This is a genomic window from Streptomyces sp. NPDC027189 (assembly GCF_055566975.1).
This window is the reverse complement of the sequence record NZ_JBVHRI010000043.1, coordinates 17,073-35,301: the sequence shown is the minus strand read 5'-3', so window position 1 is coordinate 35,301 and position 18,229 is coordinate 17,073. Positions and strand designations below refer to the sequence as shown.

General features: G+C 67.2%; 15 protein-coding genes and 2 pseudogenes. 12 read left to right on the top strand and 5 right to left on the bottom strand.

The window, feature by feature from the left end; genetic code table 11:
• Positions 1 to 51: 51 nt before the first annotated feature.
• Positions 52 to 1,254 carry a Gfo/Idh/MocA family protein gene (locus tag ACZ4RZ_RS46995; protein ID WP_467753729.1) on the top strand — a complete coding sequence of 401 codons (1,203 nt, stop codon included), beginning with the start codon at positions 52 to 54 and terminating at the stop codon, positions 1,252 to 1,254.
• Positions 1,255 to 1,948: 694 nt separating this feature from the next.
• Here ACZ4RZ_RS46995 and ACZ4RZ_RS46990 read toward each other — a convergent pair.
• The gene (locus ACZ4RZ_RS46990) at positions 1,949 to 2,080 is read right to left on the bottom strand and encodes a hypothetical protein (RefSeq protein ID WP_467753728.1); all 132 of its coding nucleotides are present in this window, start codon (positions 2,078 to 2,080) and stop codon (positions 1,949 to 1,951) included.
• Between the two features lie 484 nt (positions 2,081 to 2,564).
• On the opposite strand from ACZ4RZ_RS46990, the pseudogene ACZ4RZ_RS46985 reads away from it, so the two are divergent.
• Positions 2,565 to 3,056: pseudogene (locus tag ACZ4RZ_RS46985) on the top strand (type 1 glutamine amidotransferase domain-containing protein); the annotation flags it as partial.
• Positions 3,057 to 3,105: 49 nt separating this feature from the next.
• Here ACZ4RZ_RS46985 and ACZ4RZ_RS46980 read toward each other — a convergent pair.
• Positions 3,106 to 3,996 carry an AraC family transcriptional regulator gene (locus ACZ4RZ_RS46980; RefSeq protein WP_467753727.1) on the bottom strand — a complete coding sequence of 297 codons (891 nt, stop codon included), beginning with the start codon at positions 3,994 to 3,996 and terminating at the stop codon, positions 3,106 to 3,108.
• Between the two features lie 318 nt (positions 3,997 to 4,314).
• The gene (locus ACZ4RZ_RS46975; RefSeq protein ID WP_467753726.1) at positions 4,315 to 5,223 is read right to left on the bottom strand and encodes a LysR family transcriptional regulator; all 909 of its coding nucleotides are present in this window, start codon (positions 5,221 to 5,223) and stop codon (positions 4,315 to 4,317) included.
• Between the two features lie 161 nt (positions 5,224 to 5,384).
• On the opposite strand from ACZ4RZ_RS46975, the gene ACZ4RZ_RS46970 reads away from it, so the two are divergent.
• The 3 genes from ACZ4RZ_RS46970 to ACZ4RZ_RS46960 all read left to right on the top strand — a co-directional run bounded on the left by ACZ4RZ_RS46970 (position 5,385) and on the right by ACZ4RZ_RS46960 (position 8,218).
• Positions 5,385 to 6,080 (top strand): type 1 glutamine amidotransferase domain-containing protein, encoded by a 696-nt coding sequence (locus tag ACZ4RZ_RS46970; protein WP_467753725.1) that lies wholly within the window; start codon positions 5,385 to 5,387, stop codon positions 6,078 to 6,080.
• Between the two features lie 132 nt (positions 6,081 to 6,212).
• Complete coding sequence (locus tag ACZ4RZ_RS46965; protein WP_467753724.1) at positions 6,213 to 6,908, top strand: type 1 glutamine amidotransferase domain-containing protein; 696 nt, start codon at positions 6,213 to 6,215, stop codon at positions 6,906 to 6,908.
• A gap of 344 nt (positions 6,909 to 7,252) precedes the next feature.
• Positions 7,253 to 8,218 carry an NAD(P)H-quinone oxidoreductase gene (locus tag ACZ4RZ_RS46960; protein ID WP_467753741.1) on the top strand — a complete coding sequence of 322 codons (966 nt, stop codon included), beginning with the start codon at positions 7,253 to 7,255 and terminating at the stop codon, positions 8,216 to 8,218.
• A gap of 220 nt (positions 8,219 to 8,438) precedes the next feature.
• Here the strand turns inward: ACZ4RZ_RS46960 and ACZ4RZ_RS46955 are convergent, their stop codons facing one another.
• Both ACZ4RZ_RS46955 and ACZ4RZ_RS46950 read right to left on the bottom strand, forming a co-directional pair.
• Positions 8,439 to 8,966 carry an ABATE domain-containing protein gene (locus ACZ4RZ_RS46955; protein ID WP_467753740.1) on the bottom strand — a complete coding sequence of 176 codons (528 nt, stop codon included), beginning with the start codon at positions 8,964 to 8,966 and terminating at the stop codon, positions 8,439 to 8,441.
• A gap of 181 nt (positions 8,967 to 9,147) precedes the next feature.
• Positions 9,148 to 10,419: an alpha-L-fucosidase gene (locus tag ACZ4RZ_RS46950; RefSeq protein WP_467753723.1), complete on the bottom strand. Its 1,272-nt coding sequence runs from the start codon at positions 10,417 to 10,419 to the stop codon at positions 9,148 to 9,150.
• A 238-nt stretch (positions 10,420 to 10,657) separates the two neighbouring features.
• Between ACZ4RZ_RS46950 and ACZ4RZ_RS46945 the strand changes: the two genes are divergently transcribed.
• The 7 genes and pseudogenes from ACZ4RZ_RS46945 to ACZ4RZ_RS46915 all read left to right on the top strand — a co-directional run.
• Positions 10,658 to 11,584: a helix-turn-helix domain-containing protein gene (locus ACZ4RZ_RS46945; protein ID WP_467753722.1), complete on the top strand. Its 927-nt coding sequence runs from the start codon at positions 10,658 to 10,660 to the stop codon at positions 11,582 to 11,584.
• A 364-nt stretch (positions 11,585 to 11,948) separates the two neighbouring features.
• A complete protein-coding gene (locus ACZ4RZ_RS46940) occupies positions 11,949 to 13,220 on the top strand; it encodes an ABC transporter substrate-binding protein (RefSeq protein WP_467753721.1) in 1,272 nt (423 codons plus the stop codon).
• Between the two features lie 76 nt (positions 13,221 to 13,296).
• Complete coding sequence (locus ACZ4RZ_RS46935; RefSeq protein WP_467753720.1) at positions 13,297 to 14,163, top strand: carbohydrate ABC transporter permease; 867 nt, start codon at positions 13,297 to 13,299, stop codon at positions 14,161 to 14,163.
• Position 14,164: 1 nt separating this feature from the next.
• Positions 14,165 to 15,073 carry a carbohydrate ABC transporter permease gene (locus tag ACZ4RZ_RS46930; protein WP_467753719.1) on the top strand — a complete coding sequence of 303 codons (909 nt, stop codon included), beginning with the start codon at positions 14,165 to 14,167 and terminating at the stop codon, positions 15,071 to 15,073.
• 119 nt (positions 15,074 to 15,192) lie between these two features.
• The gene (locus ACZ4RZ_RS46925) at positions 15,193 to 17,241 is read left to right on the top strand and encodes a hypothetical protein (protein WP_467753718.1); all 2,049 of its coding nucleotides are present in this window, start codon (positions 15,193 to 15,195) and stop codon (positions 17,239 to 17,241) included.
• 223 nt (positions 17,242 to 17,464) lie between these two features.
• Positions 17,465 to 17,758 (top strand): hypothetical protein, encoded by a 294-nt coding sequence (locus tag ACZ4RZ_RS46920; protein ID WP_467753717.1) that lies wholly within the window; start codon positions 17,465 to 17,467, stop codon positions 17,756 to 17,758.
• Positions 17,759 to 17,792: 34 nt separating this feature from the next.
• Positions 17,793 to 18,151 (top strand): annotated as a pseudogene (locus tag ACZ4RZ_RS46915) (heterodisulfide reductase-related iron-sulfur binding cluster); the annotation flags it as partial.
• Positions 18,152 to 18,229: the final 78 nt, after the last annotated feature.

Below are 18,229 nucleotides of genomic sequence, written 5' to 3'. Positions count from 1 at the left end.
CGCTTCCTACCAGACCAACTTCGTCCTTGACTGCTGAAAGGCACCCACCCCATGACCTTCTCGATCGGCATCGTTGGCGCCGGCCAGTTCTCCGGCCAGTTCGCCACACTGTTCCAGGCCCACCCCGGCGTCAGCGACGTCTACGTCACCGACCTGCTCCCCGAACGATCCGACCGACTCGCTGCCGCCCAGGGCCTGGCGGGCACCTTCCCGTCGTACGAGGCCATGCTGGAGTCGAAGGCCGTGGACGCGGTCGCGATCTTCACCCAGCGCTGGACCCACGGGCCGCTGGTCCTCCAGGGCCTGAACGCCGGCAAGCACGTCTACTCGGCCGTCCCGATGGCGATCACCACGGAGGAGATCGCGGCGATCATCGACGCGGTCAAGGCGACCGGTCTGACGTACATGATGGGCGAGACCAGCCAGTACAACCCGGCGACGGTGCACGCCCGCAACCAGATCGCCGAGGGCGCCTTCGGGCGGCTCTTCTACGCCGAGGGCGACTACGTCCACGACATGGACCTGGGGTTCTACGAGGCGTACCAGTACAGCGGCGGCGAGAACTGGAAGGAGACCGCCAGCTATCCGCCGCTGCTGTATCCGACCCACTCGGTGGGCGGTGTGCTGGGGGCATGGCAGACGCACGCGCTGAGCGTGTCGGCGATCGGAGTGGTCGACGAGCGCGACGACGGCGTCTTCAACCGGTCGGTCAGCCAGTTCGACAACGACATCTCCAACGCCACCGCGCTGTTCGAGGTGGCGGGCGGCGGGTCGTTCCGTACGAACGAGTTCCGCCGGGTGGGCTACCCCTCGCGCATAAGGGAGTCGCGTTTCCGCTTCTTCGGCACCGAGGCGAGCATGGAGCAACTCGCCACGGCCGCCCTGTGGCAGGACAAGAAGGGGGTGAGGGACATCAGCGAGCTGCTGGAGCCCAAGCCCTCCATGTCTCCTGACGACCCGTCACTCCAGCACATCGCACCGGAGCTCCGGGCCGCCTTCACTTCGGGATCGGCGCCCGTGCACGACCGCGCCCGGCTGCCCCGGGAGTTCGACCATCTGCACAACGGCCATGAGGGCAGCCACCACTTCCTGGTCGACGACTTCGTGACCGCGGTCAACTCCCGCACCCTGCCGTCCGTGAACGCGTGGGTGGCGGCCCGCTACACCCTGCCGGGGATCGTCGCGCACGAATCGGTGATGAAGGGCGGTGTCCGGCTGGAGATCCCGGACTTCGGGGACGCGCCTCATGCGTGACGTCCCGGTCTCGTCGGGCCGAGCACCCTTGGCGGAGGCGGCCTTCGCGGTAGCCTCGCGCAGCGCCTCCGGCCTTATCACCACGCCCTTGCCGTCGACCGAGATCACCAGCGTGGTTGTGTCGGTGCACGGAGCGGGCACCAAGTCGTCGTAGAAGTCGTCGACGTCGGCAGCGGCGCCCACCGCGAGTTCCTGGACCTGCCGGTGACCGATCCCGGCGCCGGTCACGACGTTGATCCGCTCGCACGCCTCGGCGAAGGATCCGCGGGATGCCTCGATCGCCGGGAGCCTGGCCAGCCCGTGGCTGTGCATCCCCGCCGGCAGGTTCAGCACCGTGTCGGCCGGGTGCAGATCCGCCACCGAACTGCCGCGGTAGGCGATCCGGGTCACCGTCACCTTCCCGAACTCCGTGGCCAGGGTCCGGGAACGGCCCCGCTCGATCCTTGTGCGCTCCACACCGCTCGCGTCCACCGCTTCGGGAAGTCGCTGCTCGGTCAGCTCCCGCAGCCGCAGATGATCCTGGAACAGCTGCCGGGTCACCTCCCGCATCCGCGAGCCCAGCAGATCCTCCAGCTGCGAGTGCGTCAAGGAGGCCGCGTCGGTAGATCCCAGCTCGTCGGCGACGGACTCGAACAGGCGGCGGGAGGCAGCGAACACGGTCTCTGCGGTGGCCAGATCCGCCCCGCCCCGCCGCTCACCGCGCACCCGACCGGGTCGCCAGCGCGAACAGCCCCGACTCGGCCTCGACGAGGATCTGGCGTTCGACCAGCCGCTTCAGCTTCGACCGCGTTCCCTCGACGTGGTTGGCCTCCGTCCCCAGCCCCACCGCGGCGTACACCTCCTTGCACCCCGCAAGGCCCCGGAGCCCCCGCGAACGCCACCAGGATCCGCCGGTAGGCCGGCGAGGTCACCGTGGCGTCCCCGGCCGCCTCCGCAGCGAGCAGCACCGGCGCCAGATCCGCCAACGGCACCACCGCGGCCTCCACGCCCCCCACCGGCGTCGGGGCCGCCGCCGGACCCTCGGACAGCACCTCGTCCACGGTCTCCCGCGTGATCCGAAGCCTCGACAGCTCCGCCTCCACCTGCGACAACTCCTCGGAAGGCCCGGCGATCCGCTCGGGCAGCCGATCGGCCCGGCCACGAGCCGCCACTTCCCTGGCCTCAAGCGCCTCGATCAACGACGGCACCACACCACCTACCCCGCAACGGCGCCCGCGCCCACGGCGGGCTCAACGCCACGACGGTAGAAGCCAGCCCAGGCAGCTTCACCGCAAACGATGCGAAATCACCCCCGCGCGGCACCCTCACAAGGCGAGGAGGGCGCGAAGAAGATCGCGGATACCATCGCCTCGATCAGTGAGATCCAGCACCCCGTCAAGCTGGAGGATGTCGACCTCGACGACTATGCCGCGGTCTTCTATCCCGGTGGGCACGGTCCGATGGAGGATCTGGCCGTCGACGCCACCTCCGGCCAGCTTCTCGTCAACGCGCTTGTCTCGGGTAAGCCGCTCGGTGTGGTCTGCCACGCCCCGGCCGCGTTGCTGGCCGCCACCCTGGCCGACGGCGGCAACGCGTTCGCCGGCTACCGGCTGACCGGCTTCAGCAACGCCGAGGAGATCCAGAGCGGTCTGGCAGCTAAGGCCAAGTGGCTGGTCCAGGACCGCTTGGTCGAGATCGGCGTGGACTACCAGGAGGGCGAGCCGTGGGCCCCGAACGTGGTTGTGGACCGCAACCTGGTCACCGGTCAGAACCCCGCCTCCGCCGGACCCGCCGCAGCCGAGATGCTCAAGAAGCTGACCTGACCCATGTCTTCGAGGTGACCGTCTTCGGCTTCCAGGTCGCCTCGGGCGGTCAATTCCTTTCGTCGGCAGTGCGCGCCGCCAAGCCAGCCGCGTCCTGACTGGGTGGCGCGCCGAAGAGGCGCCGGTACTCTCGGCTGAACTGGGACGGACTGTCGTATCCCACGAGGTACGCGATGTGCGCGATGTCCTTCGGATGTGACGCCAGAAGAAGCCGGGCCTCATGGAGTCTGATCTTCTTCTGGAATTGGATGGGACTCATTCCGGTGGCGGCTTGGAAGTTCCGGTAGAAGGCGGAGGTGCTCATCCCGATAAGCTCTGCCAGGTCGTCCACGCGGAACGGCTCTCTGTAGTTTTTTCGAATCCATTGCACGGCTCTGGAGATATGGGAGAGCTTGCTGTCGGCGAGGCCGATCTGGCGAACCGTGGCGCCCTGCTCGCTGGTGATCAGACGCCAGAGGATTTCTCTTTTGATGAGGGGGGCGAGCGCGTCCCTGTCGTGCGGATGGTCGAGCAGGCGCAGTAGTCGCACGACGGCGTCGAGGAGCTCGTCGGAGGCGTCACTGACGGTGACGGCGGGCGGGGCGGTGTCGTTCTGCGGAAACGTGCCCGGAGCGGCCTGCAGCATCATCTCGGCGATGTCCGAGGGCTGTAGCAGCAGGCAGACACCCAGACCAGGCCGCTCCGGGGCTGCATCGGTGAAGCGGCCGGTGACGGGCAGGGCCATAGACGTGACCAGGTACTGCCCGGCGCCGTACTCGTACACGTACTCGCCCAGCGCGAGATGTTTGGCCCCCTGAGCGATCAGCACCATGGCCGTTCCGGTCAGGCCGGACGAGGGCGAGTGCGACTCTTCGCGGCCGATCAGCACATGCTCGATGGCGGTCGTTCCGTCGGCTTGGGCATGACGGGCCAGCAGGATACGGAGTTCGTCCAGCAGCATGAACCGATTGAAGCATTGCGGCCGAGGAAAGGTCCAGCAATCCTTTCCTGCTGATGCGGATGGATCGCGAAAGAGGATTCTGCAAGTATGCGCCACTCTTGACCAAAGCAATTCTCCGGCGGACTGATTGAATATCTGAAACCCCTGATGTCCTGCCGCTCGGGGATTCGCGGGCGATGAGGAAGGACACGTGTTATGACGGACGGAACCCGCTGTGGGATGCATATTCGCGTGGCGGTGGTGGCAAGCTTCGCAGCCCTCGGCGGTACGCCGCGCTCACCCAGAGCGGTCGAGGGGACTCGGGGCGGTGGGGGGGGCTCACCAGGTCTTCGCGGCGGACAGCAGGTGCTCGCGGACGAGTGTCACGTGCGGGTTGGTGGGGCTGCCCGGGCGTTGGACGAGGTAGGCAGTGTTGATCGGCGGATCCTCCGGCTGGTGGAGCAGCCGGAGGGCGCCGGAGGCGAGTTCGCTTTGGCACAGGTAGCTGGGCAGGACGCTCCAGCCTGCGCCGGCGGTCACGGCGGTGAGGACGCCTCGCAGGTCGGGGACGGTGATCGCGGCCTGGGCGTGCAGGCGGCGGTCGAAGACGTGGCGCCAGTAGCGGCGGGCGATGGGCAGGTCCTCGGCGTAGGCGATCAGTGGGAGTGCTTCCACGGCGGCGGGCAGGTCCTGCCCCTTGACCCGTTCGGCCCATTGCGGGGCGGCGACCAGCACGAACTCCTCGTCGGAAAGGAGTTCGGCCTGCAGCGTCCGGCCGCGGGGCCGACGGGTGGCGACGACGAGGTCATGGCGCCCGGCCCGCAGTTCGTCGAGCAGCGGTTCGGTCAGCCCCATGGCCACCCTCAGCCGGACGCCCTGCGCGACCAACGGGGCCAGCACCTTGAGACCGAGAGCGCTCAGGAATTCCGCGGGCCCCGCCAGATGCACCGCTGCCACGGTGCTGCTCGGCTCCTCGCCGGTGATGTCGGCCAACTGGTCGAGGGGGACCGACAGCCGCAGGGCGAGTTCGTCGGCATGGGGCAGCGGGGCGACCCCGTGCGCCCGGCGTTCGAACAGCTCGCGGCCCAGGCGGTTCTCCAGTGCCCGGATCTGCGTGGTGACGGTGGACTGCGACAGGCGCAACTGCCGTGCCGCGGCGGTGAAGGACCCCAGGCGGTGCACCGCGAGGAAGGTGCGCAGCAGGTTCAGGTCCAGCGGCCCGGACCCATGAGTGTCGTGATCGCTCACGGCCTCGAGCCTACGAGGTACAAGGCATCGGTTCACCGATACCTGGTATCGGCGCCTTCATTGGCGCCGATACTTCAGCAGCTTTAGTTTCGAAAGCCAGGGCGCTGACGTGCTGAGTATCGAGCGTCTGAGCCTCAACCCCGACTCGAGGAGACTGCACTATGTCGAAGATTCTTTTCGTGATGACCGGCGCCGACCACTGGACGCTGGCGGACGGCTCCAAGCATCCGACGGGTTTTTGGGCCGAGGAGCTGGTGGCCCCGTACGAGGCGTTCACGGCTGCTGGTCACGAGATCGTCGTGGCCACGCCGGGCGGCGTCGTGCCGCCCCTGGACCAGGGCAGTTTGGCGCCGCAGTTCAACGGCGGCGAGGAGGGCGCGAAGAAGGTCGCGGATGCTATCGCTTCGATCAGCGAGATCCAGCACCCCATCAGCCTGGTGGACGTCGACCTCGACGATTACGCCGCGGTCTTCTACCCCGGTGGCCACGGTCCGATGGAGGACCTGGCCGTCGATGCCACCTCCGGCCAGCTCCTCGTCGACGCGCTCGGGTCGGGTAAGCCGCTCGGTGTGGTCTGCCACGCCCCGGCCGCGTTGCTGGCTGCCACTCTGGCCGGCGGCGGCAATGCCTTCGCGGGCTACCGGCTGACCGGCTTCAGTAACGCCGAGGAGGTCCAGGGCGGTCTGGCGGCGGGTGCCAAGTGGCTGCTCCAGGACCGCCTGGTCGAGATCGGCGTGGACTACCAGGAGGGCGAGCCGTGGGCTCCGAACGTGGTCGTGGACCGCAATCTGGTCACCGGTCAGAACCCTGCCTCCGCCGGACCCGCCGCAGCCGAGATGCTCAAGAAGCTGACCTGACACGCGCGCCGCTGATTGCGCTGGAGGGGCACTGCACGCTCTCTGCGTGGGGCGCGGCACGTGCCGTGAAGCATGGTCGTGCTCCGTTGGCTGTTCGGTTGGCCGCCTGTCATTACCTTCGGAAGGAAACAGATGAGCAGGATTCTCGCCGTGGTCACCAACCAGGCGACCTATGGGTCGGACCCCCACCAAACCGGCCTCTGGATCGCGGAGCTGGTTCACTTCTACGACGCCGTCCGCAAGGCCGGCTTCGAGGTCGACATCGTCAGTCCCGCAGGGGGGCGCGTACCGCTGGATCCGCGCAGCACCAAACTGGCCGACAAGGAAGTACGCCAGTACATGCAGGACAGCGCGTTCATGTCGAGCCTGGACCGCACCAGCAAGGCGGCCGACGTCGACCCGGCCCGGTACGCCGCGATCTTCTACACCGGCGGGCACGGCGTGATGTGGGACTTTCCCTCCAACGCCGCCCTCCAGCAGGCCGCGCGCGAGATCTACGAGAACGGCGGCGTGGTCTCCTCGGTCTGCCATGGTGCTTGCGGGCTGCTGGACATCACGCTGTCCGACGGCTCCCTGCTTGTCGACGGACGCACGGTCACCGGGTTCTCCACGGCGGAGGAGCGAGTCGCCATGGTGAAGAACCGGGTGCCGTTCCTGCTGGAGGACGAACTCCGCAAGCGCGGCGCGCACTATGTCAAGAACACCATCCCCATGACCCCCTTCGCGACCGCTGACGGCAGGCTCGTGACAGGACAGAACCCCGTCTCCACCAAGGCAGTAACGGCCAAGATCATCGAGACGCTGCACCACCTTGACCTTGCTCCTTAGCGCCGGGCCGGGCCCGCTCGTAGAGGGTCTCGGAGGTTTGGCGGTCTGCCCGCCTTGTGGCGGGTCACAGGTCGCTCGTTCTTTCGAGCCGGGTGCCGCCCGGGGCCTCGGCGTGCCCAGGCCCCGGGCGAGCCTGCCAGGCGCGGACCGCTCCCAGGAGCGGCAGCGGTCTCCGGCGAGCGGGCGGGGGGTGGGAGCTGTGCCGCGGAAGCCCTCACCCTGCTCCGGCCACCGCGCGACGTACCGCAGGCCCGGTTGACCCCGTGTCCTCTCACCGGCATCTCGACCACGCAAGGACCCGCGTGTGCGCCAGCACGTCAGGTCGGCGTACTTGGAGGAACGTCATGAAAGCAATTTCGATCAAGGAACCCGGGGGGCCGGAAGTCCTGCGGTGGACCGATGTGGAGGACCTCGTCCCCGCCGCGGGAGAAGTGGTCATCGACGTCATTGCCAGCGCCGTCAATCGGGCTGATGTGGCACAGCGCCTGGGGCTGTACCCGGTTCCGGAAGGAGCATCGCCCTACCCGGGGCTGGAGGTCTCCGGACGGATCAGCGCCGTCGGCCAGGGTGTGACGTACTGGCAGCCCGGTGACGAGGTGTGCGCGTTGCTGGCTGGAGGCGGCTACGCGCAGAAGGTCGCTGTCCCGGCAGGGCAGCTCCTCACGGTGCCCAAAGGCGTCAGCCTCGTCCATGCGGCAGCGTTGCCGGAAGCCACCGCCACCGTGTGGTCCAACGTCTTCATGACCGGTGCCCTGAAGGCAGGCGAGACCTTCCTCATGCACGGCGGAGCCGGCGGCATCGGTACGACAGCCATTCAGATTGCCAAGGCCCACGGCGCCCGCGTCGTCACCACCGTCGGCGGCCCCGAGCAGGCTGCCAGGGTCCGAGACCTCGGCGCCGACCTCGCGATCAACTACCGTACGGAGGACTTCGCCGAGCACGGTCCCTACGACGTGATCCTCGACGTCATCGGCGGAGACTACCTTGCGCGTAACGTCAACTCCCTGGCCCCCGACGGGCGTCTGGTCATCATCGGACTGCAGAACGGCCTGACAGCCGAACTCAACCTTGCCCAACTCCTCTCCAAGCGCGCATCCGTGCACGGCACTACCCTGCGCTCCCGCCAAGCCGGAGAGAAAGCAGCCATCGTGGCCGAAGTCCAGGAACACGTATGGCCATTGATCGAAAGCGGAACCGTTCAGGTGGTCATCGACCGAACCCTGCCCATGGACCAGGCCGCGGAAGCGCATCGCATCCTGGACGCCCATCACATTGGCAAAATTGTCCTGATCAACCCCGACGCGGCATGACTCCAAGAGGCATCCGGAGAGCGGAAAGAGGCGTCCAGAGTGGAGCGAGCGGGAGAGCCCTCCCGGACCATGCGTTCCCGGCGTGAACGCCGATCGAGGTACCGGGCGGTAGATGGAGTGCCGGAGCCGGAAAGCTCCAACGCCCGTCGGCCTTCCTCAGCCGATGCGGTCGGTCCGCTCGATCATCTTCGCCACCACCGGCAGGAGTCTGGAGGCCGCGTCACGAATCCGTGGCCCGCGGGGTGCGGAGAGCCCCGAGCTTGTGGCGGTGGCGGGACGAGTCCACGAACACCAGCGGGCAGTTGTCGCTCGCACACTCGCGGATGCGCGCGGCGTGCGGCCCGGACAGCAGCTCGATGATCTCCCGCGCCAGCGTTGACAGGGCTTGCGTGCCCCGCACCGGTGAAGCCCAGCCCGTGGTCGTGCTGTCGGTGGCAAGCTCAGGGACCAGCGGTGCCGCGGCCGCCCCGGCCGACAGGGGGCGACACGCTGCCCGGGCGTGCGCCGCGTCCCAGATCGCTCGACGAAGGGCTTTGGCCGCGGCCAGTTCGCGGGCCGTCACCGGCACTGTCACGGCCGCGGCCAGTGGAGGCTGGGCCAGCCACTCGCCCAAGTCGGCGGGCTCGTGGAGGGTCTCGAACACCGCGTACTGGCCTTCGCCGCCGGTGTGGGCGACGCCAGGCAGGTGGCGAAGGCGTCGAACCGGAACGAGTCTCCCTTGGGGTCGGGGCGACCCGCCGCCGGCCATCACGGTCCATGTCGTAGCTGGCCCGGGCCCCGGGTTCCTCGTCGAGATCGACGCTGTCGCCGTCGTCTGACCCTTAGAAAGCCACGCCTTTGACCGACAACTGCAGAACAACGTCCTGCGGGTCGGACGCCTCATCGGCGGTAACCAACCAGGGCCGCAGCTGGTTGAGGACCTGGTGGGTTTACTGCCGCCCTGGGCCGCGGTAGACGTCCAGTTCGCCGTCGAGTTCGACGGCGAGAACCGTGGCGGATGCGTCGATGTCCTCGGTTGCCGGGGGGTCGATCCACAGCACGCCGGGGACCTCGTGCAGACCGTCGGTGGTCTCGTGGGCAAGGCGGGCACCCGACCCCAGCACGCTGACTTCGCGCACGGGTGTGCGCAGGCCACGCACGGAGACGGTTGCCCGCGGCACGTCGAAGCAGATCAGATACAGGGTCCTGCCGTCGGCCGAGAGCGTGGACGGCCCGTAGTGGTGTCCCGAGGGAAGTCCGGCACGGGTGCCGTAGACCGCCTCGGCGTGCCGTGCAATCCATGTTCCCAGGCCCTCAAGGCGTTCGGCCTGTCCCTTGGGTATGGATCCGTCCTCGCGCGGGGCGACGTTGAGCAGCAGGTTGCCGCCCATGCCGATCGTTTCGGTGAAGTACCGGATGAGCTGGTCGACGGATTTGTAGCGGTCGTCTTCGTGTCGGTAGCCCCAGGAGTCGCCGATGGTCAGGCACAGCTCCCAGGGTCCCGCAGGCGCCTTGATGGGGATGCCCTGCTCGGGTGTGGCGTAGTCGCCGTAGCTGAGCATCCTTGCGTTCAGGACGACTTCGGGGTTGGCCGAGAGTATCAGCTCGGCCAGCCGATCCATGCGCCATTGCTCCTCACTGCGTTCCCACTCGCCGTCGAACCACATAAGGTCCGGCCGATACCTCGTCAGCAGTTCTTTGACCTGTTCGTCGCGGTAGTCGAGGTAGCGCTGCCACGCCGCTTGGTCCTCGCGCCCGTCCGGGGGAGTGACGAGGGGGCTAGCGACGTGCTGCGGCACGGCCGGATGAGGATGCCTGACAGTGGCGTAGTCGGGGTGGCTCCAGTCCGAGTGCGAGTAGTACAGGCCCACTTTCAGCCCTTGCTCGCGCATGGCGTCGGCGTATGGCCCGACCAGGTCGCGGCCTGCCGGTGCGTCACGGGCGACGCTGATGCCTTTCTGCGCGGTGTCCCACAGGGCGACGCCGTCGTGATGCCTCGTGGTCAGCACGGTGTAGCGTGCGCCGGCCCGGGAGAACAGCTGGGCCCAGGAGTGGGGGTCGTAGCGTGAGGCGGTGAACCTCTGGATCTGTGCGGCGTACCGCTCGGGGCTCACCTGGCCGTTGAACATGGACCAGGACTCCTCGACGCCGTCGACGGCATAGATGCCGAAGTGGACGAAGATACCGAGTTTGGCGTAGGTGAACCATGGCTGCATGGGCATGGCGAAGTGTCTCTCCTGATCTGGGTGGTGGAATGCGCGTGTTTGGAATGCGCGTGTGTCGTGGCGTTCCCGGCCCGCACCGGGATCGCCCACTTCTCCCGGCCCGCACCGGGATCGGCAGCGTGGTGGTTCGGCCCGCACCGATACCCCCACGGCGGCTGGTATGAGAACTGCAGGTTAGCCTGCGTTGACCTGCAATTTCGTGGGACGGGACCACCATTATTGGTACGTTTTCACCATGCTGAACGAGTCTGACGCGTCAGAGGGACCGCCCCGAGGGGCCGCGCCGGGCGGTGCGCGCATCGACCTGTCTGCTGCCCCGCAGGTCGCGAGCGCAGGGCTTGCGGTGCACGGTGTGCGCTCGGTCGGCGACTGGTATCAGCTGCCGTACCTGTGGCAGTTGCACCTGTACCGCTACGAGGGCGATCTGATCGTCGACGGCCGGCCGTACCGCATCCGTCCCGGCGCGGTCAGCGTCGTGCCGCCGGGCGCCGTGCTGGAGTTTCGCTATCACAGCCGGTCGGAGCACTACTATGCGCACTTTCACGCTCCGCTCGGCGACGGCCGCCAGGGGGTGTTCGTCCCGCATCTACAGGCGGCCGGAGGTCAGGTTCCGGGTCTGACTGACCTGATGGCGGGGGTGGTTGGCGCGGTCGGACACGAACCCGCGCATGCCTCCGTCGAATTGTGGGCGGCGTTGTGGCGGGTGGCCATGTTGGCGGCGCACGCGGAGAAGGAGGCGACGCATCCGTCGTTGGCCAAGGCCATGGCCTACATCGACGCGAGGCTGGCCGAGAAGTTGGAGGTCGCAGAGATCGCCCGGGTCGCGGCGGTCTCGGGCAACCAGATCACGCGCCTGTTCCGGGCTCACACGGGCATGACGGTCGTGGGGTACATCCGCTTGCTGCGCATGCAACGTGCACGGCACCTGCTGTGCGAATCGACGATCCCGGTGGCGGCGGTCGCCGCCTCGGTGGGCATTCCCGACCTGCACGCGTTCAACAAAGCCTGCCGGCGCGAGTTCGGATACTCGCCCCGGCAGCTGCGCTCCCGCACCCTGCGCCCGGAATGGGCCGAAGAACATCGGATGACTTCCGACCCGCAGGTCCGCCGGTTCCGCAAAGGCATCCCGCTGCTCCCTCTGGAGGTACGCGAGGAGGAGTGAGGGCCCCACCTTGCATCTCCTGCGTTAAGCCCGTGCGGCTGCGCGTCATTGCGTCATGCGGTGGTAACGATCCGAAACACGGGGACGCGCTGCTTGTGTCAGCGCCCGGCGCGACTTTAACCTGCCATGCACCGGTAGTCCTCCGATGATACGGAGCTGCCGGGCTGCGGCTTCCCGCATGCCGCGGCGGCGGCACCCGTGTGCCGCTTTGGGATCCCGCAGTCCCGTTGCGCAAGACCCTCCGCAGCGTTCAGGACGGATCCGCCCCTGAAACGGCAGACCCTCCGAACCCGCGTACGCCCTAAGAGGGACATCACACTGCTCGTGCTCCAGACGAGCCAGAACCATGTGAAAGGGCATCCCTATGTTTTCCCGTGGCAAGAAGGCATTGTTGGGCTGTGCCGCTGTCGGTGTAGCACTCACCACAGCCGTCGCCAGCTGCAGCAGCAGCGGCGGCACGACCACCTCGGACGGTAAGACCGTCCTGAAGGTCGTCGGCTGGAAAGGCGGCGGCTCTGAGCCGGCGAACATCGCGCAGATCAACGCCGCGTTCGAGGCGGCCCACCCGAACATAAAGGTCAAGTGGACCTACGTTCCCAGTGACAACTACCAGCAGACCGTCACCACACAGCTGCTCGGAGGGAACGCCGCTGATGTGGTCATGGCCGACAACGTCAAGGCCCAGCAGTGGAGTCAGAGCGGCAACCTGCTCTCGCTCGACGGCCAGCCCTGGGTGAACACCCTCAAGCCCTCGCTTCAGGACTTCTCCAAGTTCAACGGTCACACCGCCGTCCTGCCCCAGGAGATCGTCGGCATCGGCCTGTTCTCGAACATGGCCGTGCTGAAGAAGGCCGGTATCACCGCCGTCCCGCAGACCTGGGACGAGTTCACGGCCGACCTGGCCAAGCTCAAGGCGGCCGGCGTCAATCCCATCGGGTTCGCCGACAAGAAGGGGTGGACCGGTGAGATGGCGGCCCTGACCCTCGCAGCTTCCGACGTCAACCGCGGGACGAATGCGTGGGACCACGAGAGGGCGAAGAACAAGACGACGTTCGCCGCGACTGAAGGCTGGAGCACCGCTCTGGACAAGATCCAGAAGCTGGCCGGTTACGTCAACGTCAAAGAGGCCCTCAACACCGACGAGATGGGCAAGGGCCTGACCGACTTCGAATCCGGCAAGACCGCGTTCCTGATCCACGGATCATGGAACATCGGCGACTTCTCCTCCAAGACACACTTCCCGTTCCGGTTCTCGGCAGTCCCCGGCGGCGCGACGGCCGGCCAGACGTCCCCGCTCCTGTACGTCGGCACTGGCCTGGCGATCAATGCCGCGAGCCCGGTCAAGGACGCGGCCAAGCAGTACCTGGATTTCTGGGCGCACGACAGCACGCTCCAGCAGTACCTCAAGCCCGAAGGCGCCTTCAGCCCCCTCACCAACGGCACCACGCCCCCGATTCCCCAGGCCAAGGACTTCGAGGCGGCAGTGACCAAGGGCAATGGCGTGATCTACCAGCCGCAGATCTGGCGCAACACCAAGATCGAGGCCGACATGCAGAGCAGCCTGCAGGCGTTCGTGCTCGGGCAGCGGTCCGCGAAAAGCGTCCTGTCCTCGTGGGACCAGCACTTCGCCAACTGACCGGCGCAGGGTGCGCCAGCCCTGCCGCGGCGCACCCTCCTGCAATTGTCATGCACCCCTATGAGGAGAGCCTTCGGTGATCCATCGCCGCCCGGTCATCGCCCTGGGATTCCTGCTCCCGGCGATCGCCCTGTACACCTTCATCACCCTGTACCCGACGGTGCGCGGTGCCTGGCTCAGCTTCACCGACTCTCTCGGCGGAGAACCCGGCCCGTTCGTCGGCCTCGCGAACTACGAGCAGATCCTGAAGGATTCACAAGCAACCGCGGCGCTGAAGAACACGCTCATCTACGCGACGTTCGTCGTCGTCTGCCAGAACCTGCTCGGCCTGATCTTCGCCACCTGGCTGATGTCGCTCCCGCGGATCCGCGGCGCGATCCGCGTGGCACTGCTCGCCCCGGCGATGATGGCCCCGGTGCTGGCCGGATTCATCTGGTCCTACATCTACGCCCCGGGAGGCAGCCTGGATGCGGTGCTCTCCTCACTGGGCATGGGGAAGCAGACCTGGCTGGCCGAGCCCTCCCACGCCCTCTACGCCGTTGCCGCTGTCCATGTCTGGATGTTCACCGGGTACTCGTGCGCGATCTTCCTCGCCAGCTATCTGGCGATCCCCCAGGACCTGAAGGACGCGGCGCTGCTCGACGGCGCATCAGCATGGCAGCGGTTCCGCTGCGTCGACTGGCCGCTTCTGGCGCCGGCGACCACGATCACCGTCACTCTCAGCGTCATCGGCACCCTGCGCACCTTCGACCTGCCGCTCGTCATGACCAACGGCGGCCCGGTGAACTCGACCGAGACGCTCTCCCTGCTCATCTACCAGAAGGTGTTCCAGGAGAGCGACTTCGCCTACGGCACCGCGCTCGCGGTCGTGCTGCTGCTGGTCGTCATCGTCCTGTCCAGTGCGACATCCACGCTGCTGCAGCGGCGCGAAAGGCACTTGTGAGATGACAACGCTCGAGAAGGACCTCGTCCAGGCCCGCGGAGTGCGCCGGAGTACCCGCGCCCCCCACCGCAAGCACCGCACCGGACTTCGACGCCGAACGCTGCGGTACGCGTGCAACGCGTTGGGCATCTGCGCCACCGTGGTGTTCCTCTACCCGGTGCTGCTGACCATCTCAACGGCCCTGCGCAAAGCCGCCGACGTCGCAGCCAGTCCGCTGGGCCTGCCCCTGCGCCCGACCTTCGCGAACATCGCCACGGCCTTTCGCAACATGGACTTCGCCCGGTCGGTCCTCAACACCCTGCTGATCACGGCGTCTGCCACCGTGATCGTCGTGATCCTGGGGTCGCTGGCCGCCTACCCCCTGGCGCGCATCACCGCGTCGTGGTCGAAGTGGACCTACCGGCTCTTCCTCGGCGGCATGGCGATTCCGTTGTTCGTCGGCATCGCACCCCTCTACATCACGCTGCGGACCATGGGCCTGGTCAACAGCTACCTCGGCGTGATCCTCATCGAGGCCGGGGTCAACCTTCCGCTCGCGGTGTTCTTCTACACCAGCTTCGTGCGCTCCGTGCCGCGCGAACTCGAGGAAGCCGCCGCCCTCGACGGCTGCGGCCCGCTGCGGACCTTCGTCACCACCATCCTGCCGCTGCTCCGCCCGGTCACCGGCACGCTGATCATGTTCGTGACCCTGGCCGTCTGGAACGACCTCGCCGTTCCCCTGGTCTTCCTGCAGAACCCGCAGCAGCGGACCGTCATGGTCAACGCCTACTCCTACATCGGACCTCACGGGTTCGAACCCACCACGCTGTTCGCCACCGCCTTTCTCGGAGCACTCCCGCTGCTCGTCGGCTTCGTATTCCTGCAGCGGCTGATCACCGAAGGAATCACGGCGGGCGCCGTCAAGGGCTGACACACCCAGCGCGAACGCGAACATCCACGCGCACGAAGCCGCGCGCCTCATCCGGGCCTCGCCTGGACCGAAGACGGAACGACCCCTGCAACCGCAGCCCACTCAAAGGAGAGACGGCAATGCACGACACCCAGAAACGGTCCGGCCCAGTGGGCCGCACCTTCCGGCTGCGGCGGATCCTCGCCGCCATAGGCAGCGTCTGCCCACTTGCCGCCGCCACCGTGGCACTCGAGGCGCCCGCCGCCCACGCCGCCGGCACCGACTACTACGTCGACTGCTCCGCGTCGGCCAACGGCGACGGCGCCCAGGGGTCTCCCTGGAACACCCTCAACAGCGTCAACCGCCACGAATTCGGCCCCGGCGACCACATCCGGCTGCGCGCCGGCACCAGCTGCAGCGGATACCTGCAGGCCTCTGGCAGCGGAGCACCCGGATCACCGATCACCGTGACCTCCTACGACACCGGCGCAGCCCCGACCATCAACAACAACGGCGCCCAGTTCAAGAACCAGCCGAACCAGCAATCATGCCCCGCCGCTGCCAGCGGCCGCCTCCTCGACTTTCCAGAATCCGCCGCAGTGGTCCTCCAGAACGTCAGCCACTGGACGATCGAGAACATCGCGGTAACCAACAACGCACCCGAGCCGGGCGTGAACAGCGGCGTGCTGGTCGGTGCCACCGACAACAACACCTACTCCGGCATCACCATCAACGCCGTCGACGTCAGCAACGTCAACGGCATCCTGGACCGTTACGCTGCGGGTCGCTACAGCTCGGCCGGGATCCTGGTACAAAGCCCTGACAAGGGCTGCAATCTCTCCGGCCACTTCGACCACGTCACCATCTCGAACAACACGGTGCACGACGTGAAGTCCATGGGTGTCGCCATTGTCGGCGGCGACGGGCACGACGCCAAGGAACACAACACAAACGTGCTGGTCAAAGGCAACACCATCACCCGCCCAGGTGACGATGCCATCCTGGTCGGCGTCTCCCAATCGCCCATGACCGAGTACAACATCTCCCGGGAAGCAGGCTGGAACAACCCGAAGATCGGGAACATCGCCGCGATATGGACCTACACCAGCAGCGACCCCACCTTCCAGTACAACGAAGCCGTCGCCACCCAGCCGGCCGGCGACAAGGAAGACTCGGGTGACTCGCAAGCGTGGGACTGTGACTGGGGCGTCACCGGCACCTGCCTCTACCAGTACAACTACAGCAACAGCAACGCCGGCGGCTTCTTCCTCGATTGCGCTGGATGCGTGGGCAGCTCCACTGACCCCACGATCATTCTGCGGCACAACGTCTCCCAGAACGAGGGACGCGTCTTCGCTCCCGGCAGCACCGCCAAGGTGCAGATGTACAACAACACCTTCGACGCGCCGAACCGGAAATTCACCCTCGCAGTGCCGGACGGCACCGAAGTGCAGAACAACATCTTCGTCGGTAGCGGGCTCACGAAGGAGCTGCCGACCACCTCGAAATTCAACAACAACCTGTGGTGGGGATTCTCGGCGCCGTCGAACGACACCCATGCGATCTCCAAAGACCCGCTGCTGGTCGAGGACTCGGCAGGCGGCTACGGCACCGGCACCAACGGGGGAACCACGATGGGCGAAACCAGCGGGTTCCAGCTCAGCACCGGCTCGCCAGCCCTGGCAAGCGGCGTGCTGATCCCCACCAACAACGACGGCATCAACGGTGGCAAAGACTTCTGGGGCAACCCGGACAGCGCGACCGCCGTGCCGAACATCGGCGCCTACAACGGCCCCGCGCAAGCGCAGCGGTGGACCAAGTTCAACGACGACTCGCCGCAGTTCGCCTACGACGACAGCTGGGGCCACCTGACCGGCCGGAGCTTCGGCGACCACCAGGGCGACGTCCACTACACCAAGACCGACAACGCCAGCGTGACCTTCACGTTCCACGGCACCGGCGTGAAGGTCCTGACCGAGACCTACTCCGATGAAGGCGCGGTCAAGTACAGCCTCGACGGCAGCCCCGTCCAGTTCGGCTACGACGCCACCGTCAGCGCGCCCGCCAGAAGGGCGCAGGTACCAGTGTTCACGCGGACCGGCCTGGACCCCAACAAACAGCACACCCTGACACTGAGTAAGGCGTCGGGAACCTACCTGGTTATCGACCGCATCGACGTCACCGGCTAAACCGTCACGACAAACAGTCGGCGTGACCGGGCGGGCGGCCACGCGTCACCACCCACCCGGCCACGCCGACCAGGCGCTTGCAGGCAAAGGATCTCTGCTTCGGTTCGTTCCAGCCCGCCGAACCTCCCGCTTGCCTAGCGGCGGTCGATCCCGCACAGCCCGCACCACGGCCACTCATCGAGGGCTGCTGAAATCCCGTGGGCCGGACAAGCAGGGATGGCCTGTGCCTCTTGAGCAGTTTCTCGCCGCGAAGGCGCACATGCTCGACGGAGCCACCCACAACTACGGAGAAACGCTACGGGCGTTGCTGGAACGCGTACTGCGCCTGCGCCGGATCGCCGAGGCACACGGAGTGGCGCTGCGGGCCGCTGCCCTGGCCTTCCCGTTCGGTCCCCCCGCTGTGGCGAGCGTCCTCGTCGGGGGCCGTTCGGCGGCCGAAGTCCACGACGCCGCAGAGCTGTTGAGCTTGCCGTGCCGACCGCCGTCTGGGAGAAGCTGCGGGCAGAGGGCCTACTGAGCCGCGACGTTCCGGTACCGGAAGGAGCGTAGGCATGCGCATCGCCCTGTTCATCACCTGCTTCAACGACACGCTGTATCCCGACACCGGAACGGCGGTGAAGCAGCTCCTGGAGCGTCTCGGCCACACGGTGCACTTCCCGCAGGCCCAGACGTGCTGCGGCCAGATGCACTTCCGGCTACCGCCACGGGTGCTGCCTCTGGTGCGCCGGTTCGCAGAGGTCTTCGCCGACTACGACGCCGTCGTCACCCCCTCTGGGGCCTGTGCCGGCATGATCCGCGAGTGCCACGGCACCCTCACCCGGTCCAGCGGCGAGGCGGATCTGGCTGCCTCCGTGAGGGGCACGGCCCCAAGGTGTACGAGCTGTCCGAGCTGCTCGTGGACGTGCTCGGCCCACCAGCCTGAAGCAGACCCGCCTCCAACACCTGCTCACCGGCGCCGCCCTTAATTTCATCCGAACCGACGCCTGGC